Below are 16,869 nucleotides of genomic sequence, written 5' to 3'. Positions count from 1 at the left end.
CCCGAGGGTCCCGGTCCTTCCGCCGGGATCACGGGCGGACCGCCGCCGCACCCGCCCCTCACTCCCGCGGCTGTGCCCGCTCCACGATCGCCGCCAGGTCCAGGCCGCGCGGCAGCGTGCCGAAGGTCGCCCCCCAGTCCCCGCCCAGCCGCGAGGCGCAGAAGGCGTCCGAGACCTCCACCGGGGCGAACCGCACCAGCAGCGAGCCCTGCAGCACCAGCGCCATGCGCTCCACCACCCGGCGCGCCCGCGCCTCGACGCCCTCCAGATCCGCCAGTTCCGTCAGCAGCGACGTGATCGCACCGTCCAGCCGGTGGTCCGCGCCGCGCGCCCGGCCGATCTCGCCCAGGAAGGCGTTCAGCGCCCGCGGCTCCCGCTGCAGCACCCGCAGCACGTCCAGGGCCTGCACGTTGCCCGAGCCCTCCCACACCGAGTTCAGCGGCGACTCCCGGAACAGCCGCGGCAGCCCCGACTCCTCCACGTAGCCGTTGCCGCCCAGGCACTCCAGCGCCTCGGCCACCAGCGGCGCGCAGCGCTTGGTGACCCAGTACTTGGAGACCGCCACCGCCAGCCGCCGGAAGTGCCGCTCCTGCTCGTCGTCCGCGTCGTACGCCGCCGCCAGCCGCAGCACGGTCGTGGTCGCCGCCTCCGACTCCAGCGCCAGGTCCGCCAGGACGTTCCGCATCAGCGGCTTGTCGACCAGCGGCCCGCCGAACGCGCTGCGGTGCCCCGCGTGGTGCACCGCCTGCGCCACCGCCTGCCGCATCAGCGCCGCCGAACCGGTCGCGCAGTCCAGCCGGGTGGCCGACACCATCTCGATGATGGTCGCGATCCCGCGCCCCTCCTCGCCGACCCGGCGCGCCCACGTGCCGTCGAACTCCACCTCCGCCGAGGCGTTGGAGCGGTTGCCCAGCTTGTCCTTGAGCCGCTGGATCAGGAAGACGTTGCGCGAGCCGTCCGGCAGCACCCGCGGCAGCAGGAAGCAGGTCAGCCCGCCGGGCGCCTGCGCCAGCACCAGGAAGGCGTCCGACATCGGCGCCGAGCAGAACCACTTGTGGCCGGTGAGCAGGTAGGCGCCCTCCTCCGCCAGCGGCTCCGCGCGCGTGGTGGTGGCCCGCACGTCCGAGCCGCCCTGCTTCTCCGTCATCCCCATCCCGAACAGCGCCCCGGGCTTGTCCCCCGGAGCCACCAGCCGGGGGTCGTACACCCGCGACCCCAGCCGGGGCTCCCACTCCGCGGCCAGGGCCGGGTCCGCCCGCAGCGCCGGCACCGCCGCGTGCGTCATCGACACCGGGCAGCCGTGCCCGGCCTCCGCCTGCGACCACACCAGGAAACCCGCCGCGCGCCGCAGGTGACCGCCGGGGCGCGACCACGCGTCGGTCAGCCCGGACGAGACCGCCCGCCCCAGCAGCCGGTGCCACGCCGGGTGGAACTCCACCTCGTCGATCCGGTGCCCGTACCGGTCGTGGGTGCGCAGCACCGGCGGATGGGTGTCGGCGGCCTCCGCCCACCCCCGCGCCTGCGCCGAACCGGCGACCCGGCCGAGGTCGCCGAGCTCCCGGCCGACCTCCTCCCGGAGCTCGGGCGCGACATGCCGCGCCACCCCCTCCACCAGGGCGGTGTCGGCGGCGTACACGTCATACCCGACCAGGGGCGGAGGCTGGTTGGTCACGGTGTGTGTGGGGGGACTCATGACGGTTACGGTAGGCGCGTGCAGGCAGCAGACGAAACACCCGAGCGGCCCAGGCGAGGCCGTCTCCACCGGGCGCGGGCCCTCTACCGGAACGTGTCCAAGCGCAAGGTGGGCTGGCTGCTGCTCAAGGACACGGTCGACTCCTGCATGGAGTACCGCGTCACCGGACTCGCCGCCGAAGCCGCCTTCTTCGTGCTGCTGTCGCTTCCGCCGCTGCTGCTGAGCCTCGTCGGCGCCATCGGCTACGTCGACGGGATCATCGGCACCGACACGATCGACAACATCCGCCGCAACATCCTCGACGCCGCGGCGACCGTACTGTCCGACAAGGGCGTCGACCAGCTGATGCGGCCGCTGGTCGACGACGTCTTCGGCGGCGGCCGGCCCGACGTGATCTCCATCGGCTTCGTCATCGCCCTGTGGTCCGGATCGCGCGCCCTCAACGTCTTCGTCGACACGATCACGATCATGTACGGGCTGGAGGGCAGGCGCGGCATCGTCAAGACGCGGCTGCTGGCCCTGCTCCTCTACATCGTCGCCCTGGTGATCGGCGCGGTCGTCATGCCGCTGATGGTCGTCGGACCGGACGCGGTGGTGTCGTTCCTGCCGTGGAGCGAGGCCGTGATCCGGATACTGTACTGGCCGGTCGTCCTCCTGCTGTCGATCGCGTTCCTCACCACGCTCTACCACGTGTCCGTGCCGGTGAGATCGCCCTGGTACGAGGACATGCCGGGGGCGGCCGTCGCCCTGCTGATGTGGGTCCTGGGCAGCTTCGTGCTGCGCATCTACCTCACCCAGACCGTCGAGGGCCCGACCATCTACGGCTCGCTGGCCGCGCCCGTCGCCGTGCTGCTGTGGATCTTCGTGTCGGCCTTCGCGGTGCTCGTCGGAGCGGCCGTCAACGCCGCCATCGACCGGGTGTGGCCGTCCATCGAGACCGCGGCCGCCCGCGAGGAGAACGCCCGGGCCAGGGAACGCGCCGCCGCCGACCTCGTCGCCGAGGCCGCCGCCCGCCGCGCCGCGTTCGAGTCCGGCCCGGACGACGAGGTCGGCCCGGAGGACCCGCCTGCCGAATTCCCCGAGCGCTGGGCGGGCTTCCTGCCGCCGGAGGACGTACGGTCCCGGCTGCGCGGCCGCCGCCCCTCGGGCAAGGACGGCGGCAGGCCACCGCGCGGCTGACACGGACCCGGCGCGGTGCCGGCCGGTGTCATGCTGGAGCGGTGTACCGGGAACGGACCTCGACGGTGCCGGGTGCCGTGCTGTGGACGAAGACAGCGGGTGCCGGGGCCGCCCGCGTGCTGCCCGACGGCTGCATCGACCTGATCTGGGGCGAGGACACCGGGCTCTTCGCGGCGGGGCCCGACACCACCGCCCACCTCTCCGGCAGCCCGCCCGGCACGTGTTACGCGGGGCTGCGCTTCGCCCCCGGCGTCGGGCCCGCCGTGTTCGGACTGCCCGCGCACGAACTGCGCGACCGCCGCGTGCCGCTGGACGCACTCTGGCCCGGCGCCGAGGCACGCCGGCTCACCGAGCGTGTGGCCGCGGCCGCCGACCCCGCCGCCGCCCTGGAGTCCCTGGTGCTCGCGCGCGACGTCCGGCACGCGGCGCCCCCGTGGGGCCCGGGGATCGCCGCGAGGCTGGCGGCCGGCGCCCGCGTCGGCAGCGTCGCCGAGGACAGCGGGCTCAGCGAACGCCAGCTCCACCGCCGCTGCCTGGACGCCTTCGGCTACGGCCCCAAGACCCTCGCCCGCATCCTGCGCCTCCAGCGCGCACTGGAGCTGGCCCGGCTCGGCCACGCCTTCGCCGACGTCGCCGTCCGCGCAGGCTACGCCGACCAGGCCCATCTGGCCCGCGACGTCCGCGCCCTCGCCGGCGTCCCGCTCGGCGAACTGCTCTAGGCGTATCCAAGCGGTGGCGGTGGGTGCGCTGTTCGTTCGGCTGTCCCGTCGTCTCGCGCCCTTCGGGCGCAAAGCGTCTGGCTGCGGACGGGAGGGTGGTGCGTGCGGCTGGTCGGTGGTCTACGGGTGGGTTGGTGATGGGGTTCGGGCTCCGGAGCGGGGGCGTTTCCGGTGGTGGGGGTTTCCTTGCCGTCCGCGGGTGCAGATGGTCGCTTCCACGCCTTCGGTGGGTAGTGGGCGCGCCTGCCGTGACCGGCGTCCGCGGGTGCTTCGGGGTGCTGTTGAAGGGGCCGGTGTCGGGGAATCACGCGCAGACGCCGGTCACGGCAGGCGCGCCACGACGAGCGGTGGGCGTGGCAACCGGCCATCCGCACCCGCGGACGGCAACGAGACCCACGTCACCGGACAGGCACCCCGCTCCGGCGCCTGAACCCCGGCCACGTACACACCCGCACACTGCGCACGAGCCCCGGACCGCCACCCTCCCCTCCGCAGCCAGCCGCTGTGCGCCCGAAGGGCGCGAGACGAACCCGCGCCCGACCACCGGCAGTACCTCTTGGTACCCAGCCACAATTACCGGGCTAGGAGAACCTCGCGAAGAGGTCGACCGGGTTCCCGTCCGGGTCCAGGACCACGGCGTACCGCATCCCCCAGGGCGCGTCGAAGGGCTTCAGATGCCCCGCGTACCCGGCCCCGGTCAGCTCGGCGAACGTCGTGTCCACCTCCTCCGGCCCGTCGCAGGTGAAGGCCAGCGCCATCCGGTGACCGCCCTGCGGCGGCGCCCACGAGGAGTCGAAGGAGCGGACCGTCTCCACGGTGTCCCACGCCATCCGCAGCCCCCCGGGCAGCTGCGCCTCCACGTGCGGTTCCGCCTCCGCCCCGGCGGGGATCTCCAGCCCCAGCCTGCGGTAGAAGGCCAGCGAGGCGGCCATGTCGGCCACGACGATCTCGACGACATCGAAACGAAGAGTCATGCCGCAACCGTAGGCGCGCCCCGCCCGGCCCGTCTTGAACGAATCGGACACGCACCGGGCCGGTCAGCGGCGGGGGACGGCCGGGGTGTCCTCCCCGGCGTCGCCGAGCGGGGTGGCCGAGACGGACCGGGTCTGGCGGGCGGTGGAAGCGGCGCGGCGCGGATCGGGGGACCCGGTACGGCGGTCCGGGCCGCGGCTCTCGGACGGCTCCGGTACAGGGGACGTCGTCGGGCGCGATGAAGGCGGCGGATCGGCCGCCGGGGGAACGGACACCGCGGGCACGGTCGGCCCGACCGCGGGCCCCTGCCCCGGGGAGGACAGCAGGTGCAGCGGTACGGCGACCACCGCCGCCACCGCCAGGGACGCCCCGGCTCCCGCGGCCGCCCGCAGCAGCCTGCGCCGCGCCGCCGCGCGGCGGACCTCGCGGAAGCGGCCCGGCGGCGGCCCGAGGAGCACCGTGCCGGACCCGAGCAGGGCGCTCAGCTCGGGGTCGCGTTCCTCGTCCGGACCGTCAATGGGTGTGATCAAGGCTTCTCCTCAGTCCGGCTCGCAGCATTTCCCTGGCCGCGTGGAGGTCGGCCTTCACGGTTCCTTCCTTCCGTCCCGTCGCGGCCGCCACCTCCCGGACCGGCATGTCGGCGTAGTAGTAGAGCAGGATGGGCACCCGCAGCCGCTCGGGCAGCGACTGGACGAGCATCCGCACCGAGGGGTCGGTCTGCCCGTCGCGCCCCTCGCCCTGCCCGTCGACGAGGACCTCCGCGGTGGCGCGCCGCATGGCCCGGCGTTCGCGCTCCACCTTCCGCCAGTGGTCGCGCACGATGTTGGCGGCGGTGACGTAGAGGAAGCCGCGCGGTTCGTCCACGCTCGTCCAGCGCGCCCACAGCCGGGTGAAGGCCTCGGAGGCGATCTCGTGGGCCGTCTCGTCGTCGTCGACCAGCCGCCGGCACCAGCCGGCCAGGCGCGGGTAAAGGGCGGCGAACAGTTCGGACGCCGCTTCCTCCCGGGAAGACCGTTTCAACACTCTCCACATTCCGTCGTTCATCATGCCGCAGGCGTGCCGACGGGCTGCCGGGCCGGGGGCTCGCAGGCCACCGGCCCGGCAGCCCGTCGGCTAGGCGCGGCCCGCCGGGGTCAGGGAGGCGTACACCACGACGTTGTCGCGGTATCCGCTCCCGTCGGCGGTGCGGGGGCCGCCGCAGGTGATCAGGCGCAGCTCGGGGCGGTCCACGTCGCCGTAGACCTCCTCGGTCGGGAACTGCGCCTTGGCAACCGTCTGCACCCGGTCCACGGTGAACCGCGCGGACGCGCCGTCCCGCAGCCCGGCCACGACCCGGTCGCCCGGTCGCAGCCGTGCCAGGTCCCGGAAGACCCCGTCGCCGAACCGGCCGACGGTGACGTGGGCCAGCAGCACCGACGGGCCGAGCTGCCCCGGCGTGGGGGAGTGGCGGTACCAGCCGGCGGGCGAGTGGCGCGCCACCGGCGGGACCTCCACCGTGCCGTCCGGGGCCAGCCCCAGTTCCATGACCGGGGTGTCGACCCCGATCGCCGGGATCCTCAGCCGTACCGGGACCGAGCGGGCGAGCGGGGGCGGCGGGGACGGGTGCGTCCGGGCGGCCGCCGGCGGCGCGGAGACGACGGGCGGCGCGGCGATGGAACCGTCACCGGACCCGCCCGCGCATCCGCCGGCCCAGGGGAGGACCGCCAGGACCGCGACGGCCGCGGCCCACCTCGCGCCCGGGGTCATCCGGCGGTGCTGCGCCTGCGCCGCGTCACCACGAACGTGCCGCCGGCCAGGAGCAGCAGGCCGCCCGCGGCCGCCGCCACCACCGCGTCGTCGGGACCCTGCGCGGCGGCCGGGGACTGCACGCCGGTGTCGGGCGCGCCCGCCGGCACCGTGCCGACCTGGCGCGGGGACGGTGCCGTGGACGGCTCCGCGGACGGCGCCTCGGCGGGCGCGCTGCTGCGGGCCGGCGCGGGCCGCGCGCTCGGCCCGTCGGCGAACGCGGGCGCCGTTCCCGCCAGCACCGCGGTGCACGCCAGGGCAGCGGCGGTGAGAACACTCCTGCGCATCTATCGCTCTCCTTCGTCTCCCGCCCCTGCCCCGGGGCGGGGCACGGACGGGCTCTGGCAACTGATCGCGCGGAGAGACGAGGCGGCCCCGCGGCCGGTTGTAAAGAACGGGCAAAGTCGCTTTGGCGGGGCCCTTGGTGAACGGCGGGCGAAGCGGCGGCGACCGCCCGGAGCCGCCGTCCGGCCGGGCGTCACGGTTGGGCAACACCCAGTTCACGGCCGCGGCCGCACGTCCCCGCGAGCGCATCATGAGATCCGGGTGGGGACGTCAAAGGGGGCGGGGAACGGTGGAGTTCACGGTGGAGCGGACGCTCCGCAGACGCGGCCGGCGGTGGCTGACCGGGGGCCTGGTCGTGATCGGGGCGGCAGTGGTGTGGCTGGTCGCCTCACGGAGTGCGACGGGCCCCTTGACGGTCGGGTTCCTGGCGGGCCTGGCGGCCTGGAGCGGTGCGAAGGACCTGCGGAGGGCGCGGCGGCCGTTCCGGCTGCGGGTCGACGCGTTCGGCATCACCCTGCAGGACGCGGAGCTCGCCTGGGAGCAGATCGACGCGGTCTCGCTGTGGCACGTCCCCAACACCGGTGAGGACAGCGAGACCACCACGCCGCCCAAGCCGCGGCTCACCCTCTGGACGGCGCCCGGCGTCGCCTTCCCCCGCAAGCCCGATCGCGCCCGCGGCGACCGGCCGCGCTACACGCTCGTCGACTGCGAGGACCTCGACCAGAGCGTCTCGGAACTGACGGCCGTGCTCGCCGAGCACGGCGGCGCCGCCTTCGAGACCGCGCCGCGCGGCGTGCGCCCGCCGATCCCGGTGACCGTCTCGGGGCCGGAACTGCGTGTGCCCGGCGGGGAGCGGCAGTTCGTCGACGGGCGGCGGGCCGGCACCTGGACGCTGGTCTGGGCGGCGCTCTCCCTCGTCTTCGGCTACTCGTTCTGGGAACTCGTCCACGGCCGCATCGTCGGTCCCGAGCCCTTCACCGCCTTCGGGCCGCTCGGCGCGATCGGCTGCTGCTATCTCACGGGGCGCTCCTACCGGCGTTGGCGCAAGCCGCTGCGGCTGCGCGTCGGACCCGCCGGGATCGGCATGCGCGAGGTGACCCGCGAGGAGTCGTTCTTCTCCTGGCAGGACATCGCCGCCGTCACGGTGGGCCGCCCGCCGACCACCGGCGACACCCGCCCGTGGCTGGTGGTGTGGCCGCTGCCGGGCAGCCGTCCGAACGACAACCCCTCCTACCTGGTCGACGGCCACAAGGCCTTCGCCCTGGTGCGCCTCGACCGGCTGCCCGGCGGGGCGGAGGCCGTCGTCCCGGTGGTGCGGGAGTACGCGGGGGAGCGCTACGCCGAGACGGCGTGAGCCGTCCGTGGAAAATCGGTTGCGGGGTCTCCCGGAGCACCGGCTAGGGTGTGCCCGTCAGACCGCGAGTGAACCGGGAGGTGTTGGAGAGATGACTGTCGCCGTGATGGGCGCTGCCCGCATCCAGAAGATCATCAACCCCACCTCAGCGGTCGCCGGCTGACCCGGCCCGTCGCGAAGCATCCGACGGCGCAACCCCGCGCGACCGCCCTCCCGAAGGGCTCTCCTCCGTTGACCAACGGATCCGTCCCGCAGCCGTCCACCGCGCTCAGCGCCTACGGCTGGGACTCCGCACTCGACTCCGACTTCGCCGTCCACGCGGAGCGGGGACTCACACCCGGCCGCATCGTCCGCGTCGACCGCGGGCTGTGCGACGTCGTCCTCCCCGACGGCACGGGCGGTCGCAGGACCGTACGCGCCGACACCGAGGACGTCTTCACCCGCGACCCCATGAAGGTCGCCTGCACCGGCGACTGGGCCGCCGTCGACGAGACGCCGGACGCCGGCCCCGCGGTACGCGCCCTGCTGCCGCGCCGCACCACCTTCGTCCGCTCCACCTCCTCCAAGCGCTCCGAGGGACAGGTCCTCGCGGCCAACGTAGACCTGGCGGTCATCGCCGTGTCGATCGCCGCGGAACTCGACCTCGGGCGGCTCGAACGCTTTGTGTCGCTGGCGTGGACCAGCGGCGCGCAGCCGCTGGTCGTCCTCACCAAGGCCGACCTCGTCGAGGAGCCCGCCCACCTGCTGGACGACGCGCGCAGCGCGGCGCCCGGCGTGGAGGTCCTGGTCGTCAGCGCGGCCACCGGCCACGGCGTGCCGGAGGTGGCGACGGCACTGGGCGGGAACACGTCCGTGCTGCTCGGGCAGTCGGGCGCGGGCAAGTCCACGCTGACCAACGCCCTGCTGGGCCGCGAGGTCCAGGAGGTGCAGGCCATCCGCGACAGCGACGGCAAGGGCCGGCACACCACGACCACCCGCGACCTGCTGCCGCTGCCGGGCGGCGGGGTGATCATCGACACCCCGGGGCTGCGCGGGGTCGGACTGTACGACGCCGACGCCGGTCTCACCCAGACGTTCTCCGACATCGAGGCGCTGGCCGGCGCATGCCGCTTCCAGGACTGCTCGCACGACTCCGAACCCGGCTGCGCGGTCCTCGCCGCCCTGGACGACGGCACCCTGACCCACCGCCGGCTGGACAGCTACCGCAAGCTGCTCCGTGAGAACGCGTGGATCGCCTCTCGCACCGACGCCCGGCTCCGCGCCGAGATGCGGCGCGAGTGGAAACTGCGCTCCGCCGCGGGGCGCGAGATGTACGAGCGCAAGCGCGGCGGCGGCCACCGCAAGGTGTACTGACCGGACCCGGCCCGGCTCCCCGACGGGGAGCCGGGCCGGCGGTCATCCGGCTCCGTTGCGGCGCTCGCCCCCGTCGCGGCGCAGGGTCAGCGGGCTGCCCTCGTGCCAGAAGGTGTAGACGATGCTGCCGAGGCCGAGCGCGACGATGACGACGCCGAGGACGATCGAGTAGACCATGGCTCCTCCAGCCCGTTCGCGGTGCGCTTTACCGCACCTTCACCTTCGATGTCTGAACGTGACCTTCCCGTGGCCGTACCGTCTCACACGCGCGGCGGCCCAACTCGCAGTCGTACGGCCCGGGTTGTCCGCATCTGCGGCTCATTTCGACGGCAGGCCGCCCCGGGCGACGACCCCGGCGTACCAGCGGGCGCTGTCCTTGGGCGTGCGGCGCCGGCTCGCGAAGTCCACGTGCACCACGCCGAACCGCTTGCTGTAGCCGTAGGCCCACTCGAAGTTGTCCAGCAGCGACCACAGGAAGTACCCCTGGACGTCGGCCCCGTCCGTGATCGCCCGGTGCACCGCGGCCAGATGCGCGTGCAGGTACGCGATCCGCTCGGGGTCGTGGACCTCGCCCTCGGGGTCGGCGTAGTCGTCGTACGCGGCGCCGTTCTCGGTGATGAGCAGCGGGGTGTCCGGCAGTTCGTCCCGCAGCCGCAGCAGCAGTTCGTGCAGACCGCCCGCGTCCACCGGCCAGTCCATCGCCGTCCGCGGCCCCGGCACCGGCACGAACCGCACGTGCTCCTCGGCCCCCGGCCACGGCGACGGCCCCGCATGGCCGCCCGCGGCCACCACGGTCGGGGCGTAGTAGTTGAGGCCCAGCGCGTCCACCGGGCGGGAGATCACCGCGAGGTCGCCGTCCTCCACGAACGACCAGTCCGTCAGCGCGGCCGTGTCCCGCCGCAGATCCTCCGGGTAGGACCCGCGGAACACCGGGTCCAGCCAGATCCGGTTGGCCAGCGCGTCGACCCGCCGGACCGCGTCCGCGTCGGCGGCGCTCCCGGTGTGCGGGCGCACCGCCGCGAGGTTCAGCGTCAGCGACACCTGCGCCGGCACCGGAAGCCGCTCGCGCAGTACGCCGACCGCCAGGCCGTGCCCCAGCAGCAGATGGTGGGCCGCCCGCAGCGCCGCCTCCGGCTCCGTCCGGCCCGGCGCGTGCACCCCCTGCGCGTACCCCAGGAACGCGGAGCACCACGGCTCGTTCAGCGTCGTCCACAACGGCACCCGGTCGCCCAGCGCGTCCGCGACGAGCCCCGCGTACTCCGCGAAGCGCTCCGCGGTGTCGCGGACGGGCCAGCCGCCGGCGTCCTCCAGCTCCTGGGGAAGGTCCCAGTGGTACAGGGTCAGGACCGGGCGGATGCGGTGGTCCAGCAGCTCGTCGACCAGGGCGCGGTAGAAGTCGAGCCCCTTCTGCACGGCCGGGCCCCGTCCGGTGGGCTGCACGCGCGGCCACGACACGGAGAAGCGGTAGTCCATGAGGCCCAGCTCCGCCATGAGCGCGACGTCCTCGCGCATGCGGTGGTAGTGGTCGGCGGCGATGTCCCCGGTGTCGCCGTTGCGCACCTTGCCGGGCGTGCGGCTGAAGGTGTCCCAGATCGAGGGGGTGCGGCCGTCCTCGTCGGCGGCGCCCTCGATCTGGTACGCCGCGGTGGCCGCGCCCCACCGGAACCCTTCGGGGAAGCCCGGTGTGTCGTGGTGGCGCGGGGCGCTACTTGTCCGGGGTGCGGTCGTGGTCATCGGTGCTCCTTGTGTGCGGGGTGGGTTGTGGTGGCGGTCCGTTGTTGTGTGCGGGTGCGTTGCGCCTGCGGGCGGCTGCGCCGGGCTGCCCGGTGGTTGTGCGCGGGTGCGTTGCGCCTGCGGGCGGGTGCGCCGGGCTGCCGGGTTGTTGTGTGCGGGTTGGTTGCGCCTGCGGCGGGCGGTTTCCCCGCCCGCCCTCCCTCCCCCAGCCTTCGGCCGGGGGGACCCCCATCCGGCGCGGTCAGTGACCGCCTCGCGCGTGCGTGGTGGGCCGGGTGCGGGGCCTCCGGGGCTGCACGTCCTGGACTGGGTTATTTACGTGCATGGCGGGCGGTACTTGTTGTGCCGTCTGTGCCGCACACAAATATCCCGCAGCGTCCAGAACATCCACCCCTCCGACCCCGCCCCCTCCGTATCGCGGGCGACTGACGGCCGGAAGCCCCCGGCCGTCAGACCCCTTTCCAACTGATCACGGACCGGATTGGACGAAGCGGCTACAGGGCGCGCGGGCTGATGCTGGCGGAGGGGTGAGCGGGCGCCAGGTCGGCAGTTCGCTGGAGGCCAGGGGTGCGCCCCCACCCCCACGCTCGCCGTGCCCCCGGCCAGCGGTGCGTACACCCTTACTCGGGCTGCGGCCGGGGGACCCCCTGCTGGGGGCAGTTCCCTGCGGTGCGGGGAGGGGTGCCCCCGTCGCACCTCCCTCCGGCCGTTGGCCGCGACACATACGGAGGGGGCGGGGTCGTAGGGGTGGGCGTTCTGGACGCTGACGTGTATTTGTTGTGCGGCACGGACGGCAAGAACCTGGACCGCCCGTCATGCACATAAATATGCGGTACAGAATGCCCAGCCCCGGAGGCCCCGACCCCGGCCCACCACGAACCGCGCGGGGCCCGCACCAACCATCCGGGATGGGGGGGTCCCCCCGGCCGAAGGCTGGGGGAGGGTGGGGGATGCCCGCCGCAGGCGCACACAAGCCGCACACAACAACGCGCCGCAAGGGGCACCCCCCGGCCCCCTACCCCTTCACCGCCCCCTGCATGATCCCGCCCACGATCTGCCGCCCCAGGAACCCGAACACCACCAGCACCGGCACCGTCCCCAGCAACGTGCCCGCCATGATCACGGACTGGTCGTGCACATACCCCCCGCCCAGCTGCCGCAAGGCGACCTGCACCGTGGGCTCCTGCGACGTCAGCGCGATGATCGGCCAGAAGAAGTCGTTCCAGGACGCCATGAACGTGAGCATCCCCAGTACCGCCATCCCCGGCCGGGCGATGGGGACGACGATGCTCCAGAAGATCCGCGCCGTCGAGGCGCCGTCGACGCGGCCCGCCTCGATCAGCTCGTCGGGCAGCGACTGCGCGAGGTACTGCCGCATGAAGAAGACCCCGAACGCCGAGACCAGCCCCGGGAGGATGACGGACTGGAGCTGGTTCACCCAGTGCAGCTCGGCGATGAGCATGAAGAGCGGGATGACGCCGAGCTGGGGCGGGATCATCATCGTGCCGACCGTGAGCGCGAGCAGCGCGTTGCGGCCCCGGAAGCGGAGTTTCGCGAAGGCGAACCCGGCGAGGGTGGAGCACAGGACGGTGCCGACCGTCACCGAGCCGGAGACGATGAGGGAGTTGAGCAGCGCCTTGCCGATGTCGGCCTGCTCCAGGACCTGGCGGAAGTTGTGCGCGAGGTTGCCGCCGGGCAGCAGCGCCGGAGGGCTCGCGGCGAGCTCCGCGTTGGAGCGGGTCGCGGCGACGATCGTCCAGTAGAAGGGGAAGGCGGAGATCACCGCCGCGACGATCAGGATGGCGTAGGCGAGGCGGCCGCCGTGGTGCTGCCGGCCCGCCCGGGCCGGGCGGAGGCGGGGGAGGGGACGTGCGGTCCCGGCGGGGCGGCCGGACCGCGGTCGTGTGAGGAGCGCGCTCACCGGCGGGTCCCCTTCCGTGTACGGCGCCGTGCCAGCGCGGTGTTGAGCAGTACGAGCAGGACGATGACGACGAACGTCACCCAGGCGATTGCGGCGGCGCGGCCGAGGTGGAAGTAGCCCCAGCCCTGCTCGTACATGTAGAGGCCGAGGGTCTGGTACTGGTGGGAGATGCCGCCCGAGATGCTCCCCTCGAACAGCAGCGGTTCGCCGAAGAGCTGGGTGGCGCCGATCGTGGAGACCACGATCGTGAACAGGACGGTGGGCCGCAGGCCGGGCAGCGTGACGTGGAGGAACTGCCGCCAGCGTGAGGCGCCGTCGAGTTCGGCGGCCTCGTACAGCTCCCCGGGGATGGACTGCATCCCGGCGAGGTAGATCAGCGCGTTGTAGCCGGTCCACCGCCAGGTGACGATCGTGGACACCGCGATCTGCGAGGCGACCGTGTTGGACTGCCAGTCGACGGGCCCGATGCCGGCCAGCCCGAGCGCCCAGTTGACCAGGCCGAAGTCGCGGCCGAAGAGCTGGGCGAAGACCAGGGTCGCGGCGGCGACGGACGTGGCGTACGGCAGGAGCATCGTGACGCGGAAGAAGGTGCGTCCGCGCAGCCTGTAGTTGAGCAGGTGGGCGAGGCCGAGTGCCATGAGCAGCTGCGGCACGGTGGAGACGACCCCGATGGTGAAGGTGTTGCGCAGCGCGGTCCAGAAGAAGTCGTCGCGCAGGAGCGCGGTGTAGTTGTCCAGGCCCCGCCATTCCATCTCGCCGGGGGTCTGGAGCTCGACGCGGTAGAGGGAGACGTACGCGGTGTAGAGCAGCGGGAACAGCCCGAACGCGGCGAACAGCGCGAAGAACGGAGCGATGTAGGCGTAGGGCGACAACCGGGCGAGCAGTCGCCGCGGGGGCGCCTGGGCTGCGGGGGGCACCGGCGCGGTGGCGGTCAGGGTCATGGGGCGGGGCCTTCGGCTCGGGGGAGTACCGGGGCGGTGCGGCCGGGCGCGGAGGACCGGGGGGAGCGGTCCCGCGCGCCCGGTGCCGGCGGGTCGGGGGCCGTCAGCCGACGGCGTTCTCGACGCCCTTCCTGGCGTGGCTCCACGCCGTCGCGGAGTCCGTGCCCTTGCGCTCGACCTCACCGAGCGCGTTGGTGATCTGCTGGTTGACGTCGCCGTCGTGCACGCCGAGCACCTGCACCGGCGAGGCCTCGGCGGCGGCGCCGAAGATCCGCCCGATGGGCGCGTCGCTGAAGTACGGGTCGGTGACGTCCTTGACGGCCTCGATCGCCCCGATGTTGGAGGGGAAGCTGCCCTGCTTCTTGAAGAGCTTGGCCTGCTGCTCCGCGGCCGTCAGCCACTTGACCAGCGCGAAGGCCTCCTCGGCGTGCGCGGAGCCCTTGGGGACGGCCAGGTAGGACCCGCCCCAGTTGCCCGCGGCGCCGCCCGGGAGCGGGGCGATGTCCCACTTGCCCTTGCCCGCGTCGCCCGCCTGGCCCTTGATGTAGCCCAGCATCCAGGCGGGGCAGCCGATGGTGGCGAAGGAGCCGCTGCTGAAGGCCTGGTTCCAGGCGGGGGTCCACTGGGCGAGCTTGGCGCTCAGCCCGTCCTGGGCGGCCTTCACGGAGAGGTCCCAGGCAGCCTCGACCGCGGCGTTGTCGTCGTAGATCAGCTTGCCCGAGGCGTCGTAGTAACGTTCCTTCTCCTGGCCGACGATGACGGAGTAGAGGCTGCCGACGCTGTCGAGCCAGGCGCTCTTGGCCCCGGCCTTCGCCTTGTACTGCCTGCCGAGCTCCAGGTAGCCGTCCCATGTGGCCCACTTCTGCGCCAGCTCGGTCCGGTCGGTGGGCAGCCCGGCCTGCTTGAACAGGTCGGTGCGGTAGCAGACGGCCTCGGGGCCGACGTCGGTGCCCAGCCCCAGGGTGCGGCCGTCGGCGGTGGTGGCGGCGGCCCACTTGGCGGCGGAGAAGTCGCTTTTCAGGTCCTTGGCGCCCAGGGCGCCCAGGTCCTCGAACTTGTCGGCCTGCTGCTGGGTGACCGACGCGATCCGGCCCACCTCGATGCCCTGGACGTCGGCGAGGCCGCCGCCGCCCGCCAGCCGGGTCTGCAGGGCCTTCCAGTAGTCGGCCTCGTTCTCGGTGCTGCTCTGCCTGATGGTGACGCCGGGGTGGAGCTTCTCGTACTCGTCGTACAGGCCGGCTTCCTTGTAGCCGAAGGTGCCGAACAGGTCGACGGTGATCGTGACCTTGCCGTCCTTGTCCGCGGACGTGCCGGTCGAGCCGGATCCGCAGGCGGCGAGGAGTGCCCCGGCGAGTGCGACCGCCCCGAGTCGGAGGGTGGCGCGTCTGGCGGCTCGGGCAGTGGGCATGGAAGCCTCCCATGGCTTCGGGACGGGTGAGAGCACCCCCGGTTGCGGCTCTTGAGAGCGCTCTCAAGCGATGCCCAGGAGAGTGCCGCCGCAGCCGGTGATTCGTCAAGAGTCGAATGGATAACGGCCGGTGGGCGGCTCCGGGTCCCGTGCGGCTCCACGTCCTGACGGCATCGCCGGCCGGTGCCGTGACCCTCCGCGAAGCTCTCCGGATACCTGCGGTCATGGGCGCGGAAACGGTCGCGGAAGGGCACGGAATTGACATCTGTAGGACTCAAGTACGCGTCCTCGGCCATGTCGTGCGATGGCCGGAGAGGTATGTCGGAGGGCTGCTAAAAATTACCCGCCGGCGTGAATGTTCGTGCATGAGTACGGCTTTTCCGCGCCTCCCGTCCGTATCTCCGCGAGCCCGCCCGCCCGTATGCCCGAACAGACGCAGCAAGGGGAGCGATGACCTCGGCACCATCCGGTTCCGTGCCCGCCCGGAATGCCGCTCACGGCCTGCTCGGCCGCGCGCTGTCCAGGTGCCGCGACGAACGGGCCACCGGGGTGCTGCACGTACAGGGCAGCCCCGGCGGGGCCTTCCATCTGCTCGACGGTGCGGTCGTGGCCGTGGAGAGTCCCGGGGCGCCCGGAGTCGGCACCCTGCTCGTCCGTTCCGGGCGCATCGACGCCGACGAGTGGAACGCCGCCCACGACGCCGCCGGTACGGGGCTGTTGCCGGGCGCGGCGATCGCCGCCGGGGGACGGCTCGGCACGGCCGAGTTCCAGGTGCTGCACATGATGGCCGTGCAGGACGCGGTCTTCGCGGTGCTGGCCGGACGGCTGGACAACTGCGCCTTCGACCCCGACGCGCCGGGTGCCCGACCGGCCGCCCTGCCGCCGGGCCTGGCCCCGGGGGTGGAGCCGGAGGAACTGCTGGTGGAGGCCGGTCGCAGGCTTGCCGCACTGGCGTCGCTGCCGCGCCGGGTCTCCCCCGACCGCGACCGGGTCACCGCCGTGGGACCGCCCGCGTGGGCCGACGAGCCGCTGGCCCCGGTGCGCCGCGAGATCCTCGGCTGCGCCAACGGACGGCGCAGCCCCCGGGACATCGCGTTCCTCATCGGGCGCGGGGTGTACACGATCACCGTCGAGGTCGCCCGGATGTGCGCCGAGGGCCTCGTCGAGACCCTGCCGGCCCCGCCGGCGCACCCGCTGCCGCCGACCGTCGCGGACCCGGCGCCGCCGCCCCCCGAACCGTTCGCCCCGGCCCCGGCGGAGCCGGCGGGACCTGCCGCGCCGCGCCCTCCCCTCGCTCCCCCGGAGGACGTCGCGGACCCGGGCCCGTACCCGCCCCTGCCGGAGTGGGAACCGGGGGAGGCCCCCGGCGCGGCCCCGGCCGCCGAGGGCCTGCCCCGCCGTGAACCGGGCGCCAGCGGTATTCGCGAGGCGCTCGACGCGAGCCGCCCGCAATCGGGCTGGAAAGGATTTCTCCGGCCGCGAGGACGGAGCCGGACCGATTCCCCGTGACCGAAATACCCGGGGA

General features: G+C 73.7%; 16 protein-coding genes. 5 read left to right on the top strand and 11 right to left on the bottom strand.

What is annotated here, in order from left to right; genetic code table 11:
• Positions 1 to 58: 58 nt before the first annotated feature.
• Positions 59 to 1,693: an acyl-CoA dehydrogenase family protein gene (locus tag OIE69_RS11540; RefSeq protein WP_326571885.1), complete on the bottom strand. Its 1,635-nt coding sequence runs from the start codon at positions 1,691 to 1,693 to the stop codon at positions 59 to 61.
• 18 nt (positions 1,694 to 1,711) lie between these two features.
• Between OIE69_RS11540 and OIE69_RS11535 the strand changes: the two genes are divergently transcribed.
• Together OIE69_RS11535 and OIE69_RS11530 are read left to right on the top strand one after the other, a co-directional pair.
• Positions 1,712 to 2,872, top strand: coding sequence for a YihY/virulence factor BrkB family protein (locus OIE69_RS11535; protein ID WP_326571884.1), 1,161 nt, complete (start codon positions 1,712 to 1,714; stop codon positions 2,870 to 2,872).
• Positions 2,873 to 2,913: 41 nt separating this feature from the next.
• Positions 2,914 to 3,591: a helix-turn-helix transcriptional regulator gene (locus tag OIE69_RS11530; protein WP_326571883.1), complete on the top strand. Its 678-nt coding sequence runs from the start codon at positions 2,914 to 2,916 to the stop codon at positions 3,589 to 3,591.
• 581 nt (positions 3,592 to 4,172) lie between these two features.
• On the opposite strand, the gene OIE69_RS11525 is transcribed toward OIE69_RS11530, so the two are convergent.
• The 5 genes from OIE69_RS11525 to OIE69_RS11505 all read right to left on the bottom strand — a co-directional run bounded on the left by OIE69_RS11525 (position 4,173) and on the right by OIE69_RS11505 (position 6,635).
• The gene (locus OIE69_RS11525; RefSeq protein ID WP_326571882.1) at positions 4,173 to 4,565 is read right to left on the bottom strand and encodes a VOC family protein; all 393 of its coding nucleotides are present in this window, start codon (positions 4,563 to 4,565) and stop codon (positions 4,173 to 4,175) included.
• 63 nt (positions 4,566 to 4,628) lie between these two features.
• The gene (locus OIE69_RS11520; RefSeq protein WP_326571881.1) at positions 4,629 to 5,093 is read right to left on the bottom strand and encodes a hypothetical protein; all 465 of its coding nucleotides are present in this window, start codon (positions 5,091 to 5,093) and stop codon (positions 4,629 to 4,631) included.
• Positions 5,077 to 5,595, bottom strand: coding sequence for an RNA polymerase sigma factor (locus tag OIE69_RS11515; protein WP_392567491.1), 519 nt, complete (start codon positions 5,593 to 5,595; stop codon positions 5,077 to 5,079). The genes OIE69_RS11520 and OIE69_RS11515 overlap by 17 nt, the downstream gene beginning before the upstream one ends.
• Positions 5,596 to 5,676: 81 nt before the next feature.
• Positions 5,677 to 6,309 carry a class F sortase gene (locus OIE69_RS11510; protein WP_326571879.1) on the bottom strand — a complete coding sequence of 211 codons (633 nt, stop codon included), beginning with the start codon at positions 6,307 to 6,309 and terminating at the stop codon, positions 5,677 to 5,679.
• Complete coding sequence (locus OIE69_RS11505) at positions 6,306 to 6,635, bottom strand: LPXTG cell wall anchor domain-containing protein (RefSeq protein ID WP_326571878.1); 330 nt, start codon at positions 6,633 to 6,635, stop codon at positions 6,306 to 6,308. The genes OIE69_RS11510 and OIE69_RS11505 overlap by 4 nt, the downstream gene beginning before the upstream one ends.
• Before the next feature lie 287 nt (positions 6,636 to 6,922).
• Between OIE69_RS11505 and OIE69_RS11500 the strand changes: the two genes are divergently transcribed.
• Together OIE69_RS11500 and rsgA are read left to right on the top strand one after the other, a co-directional pair.
• Entirely contained in the window at positions 6,923 to 7,987 is a 1,065-nt protein-coding gene (locus OIE69_RS11500; RefSeq protein ID WP_326571877.1) for a hypothetical protein, read from the top strand.
• A gap of 231 nt (positions 7,988 to 8,218) precedes the next feature.
• Complete coding sequence (gene rsgA / locus OIE69_RS11495) at positions 8,219 to 9,340, top strand: ribosome small subunit-dependent GTPase A (protein WP_326571876.1); 1,122 nt, start codon at positions 8,219 to 8,221, stop codon at positions 9,338 to 9,340.
• 42 nt (positions 9,341 to 9,382) lie between these two features.
• Here rsgA and OIE69_RS11490 read toward each other — a convergent pair whose 3' ends face one another.
• The 5 genes from OIE69_RS11490 to OIE69_RS11470 form a co-directional block, all read right to left on the bottom strand.
• Positions 9,383 to 9,517 (bottom strand): hypothetical protein, encoded by a 135-nt coding sequence (locus OIE69_RS11490; RefSeq protein WP_326571875.1) that lies wholly within the window; start codon positions 9,515 to 9,517, stop codon positions 9,383 to 9,385.
• Between the two features lie 141 nt (positions 9,518 to 9,658).
• Positions 9,659 to 11,074 carry a GH1 family beta-glucosidase gene (locus tag OIE69_RS11485; protein ID WP_326571874.1) on the bottom strand — a complete coding sequence of 472 codons (1,416 nt, stop codon included), beginning with the start codon at positions 11,072 to 11,074 and terminating at the stop codon, positions 9,659 to 9,661.
• A gap of 1,015 nt (positions 11,075 to 12,089) precedes the next feature.
• Entirely contained in the window at positions 12,090 to 12,995 is a 906-nt protein-coding gene (locus OIE69_RS11480; protein WP_326571873.1) for a carbohydrate ABC transporter permease, read from the bottom strand.
• Positions 12,992 to 13,936: a carbohydrate ABC transporter permease gene (locus OIE69_RS11475; protein ID WP_326571872.1), complete on the bottom strand. Its 945-nt coding sequence runs from the start codon at positions 13,934 to 13,936 to the stop codon at positions 12,992 to 12,994. The genes OIE69_RS11480 and OIE69_RS11475 overlap by 4 nt, the downstream gene beginning before the upstream one ends.
• A 103-nt stretch (positions 13,937 to 14,039) precedes the next feature.
• Positions 14,040 to 15,344 (bottom strand): ABC transporter substrate-binding protein, encoded by a 1,305-nt coding sequence (locus OIE69_RS11470; protein ID WP_326571871.1) that lies wholly within the window; start codon positions 15,342 to 15,344, stop codon positions 14,040 to 14,042.
• 474 nt (positions 15,345 to 15,818) lie between these two features.
• Between OIE69_RS11470 and OIE69_RS11465 the strand changes: the two genes are divergently transcribed.
• The gene (locus OIE69_RS11465; RefSeq protein WP_326571870.1) at positions 15,819 to 16,853 is read left to right on the top strand and encodes a MarR family transcriptional regulator; all 1,035 of its coding nucleotides are present in this window, start codon (positions 15,819 to 15,821) and stop codon (positions 16,851 to 16,853) included.
• The last annotated feature ends 16 nt before the right edge of the window (positions 16,854 to 16,869 follow it).

The sequence above is a fragment of the Actinacidiphila glaucinigra genome (assembly GCF_035918135.1).
Taxonomy (GTDB): Bacteria; Actinomycetota; Actinomycetes; order Streptomycetales; family Streptomycetaceae; genus Actinacidiphila; species Actinacidiphila glaucinigra.
This window is presented reverse-complemented; position numbering and strand designations above follow the sequence as displayed.

Coding starts and splice junctions, on each gene's coding strand:
- OIE69_RS11510 (WP_326571879.1), bottom strand. CDS start 6,309: ATGACCCCGGGCGCGAGGTGGGCCGCGGCCGTCGCGGTCCTGGCGGTC.
- OIE69_RS11505 (WP_326571878.1), bottom strand. CDS start 6,635: ATGCGCAGGAGTGTTCTCACCGCCGCTGCCCTGGCGTGCACCGCGGTG.
- OIE69_RS11515 (WP_392567491.1), bottom strand. CDS start 5,595: ATGTGGAGAGTGTTGAAACGGTCTTCCCGGGAGGAAGCGGCGTCCGAA.
- OIE69_RS11540 (WP_326571885.1), bottom strand. CDS start 1,693: ATGAGTCCCCCCACACACACCGTGACCAACCAGCCTCCGCCCCTGGTC.
- OIE69_RS11475 (WP_326571872.1), bottom strand. CDS start 13,936: ATGACCCTGACCGCCACCGCGCCGGTGCCCCCCGCAGCCCAGGCGCCC.
- OIE69_RS11470 (WP_326571871.1), bottom strand. CDS start 15,344: ATGCCCACTGCCCGAGCCGCCAGACGCGCCACCCTCCGACTCGGGGCG.
- OIE69_RS11490 (WP_326571875.1), bottom strand. CDS start 9,517: ATGGTCTACTCGATCGTCCTCGGCGTCGTCATCGTCGCGCTCGGCCTC.
- OIE69_RS11485 (WP_326571874.1), bottom strand. CDS start 11,074: ATGACCACGACCGCACCCCGGACAAGTAGCGCCCCGCGCCACCACGAC.
- OIE69_RS11525 (WP_326571882.1), bottom strand. CDS start 4,565: ATGACTCTTCGTTTCGATGTCGTCGAGATCGTCGTGGCCGACATGGCC.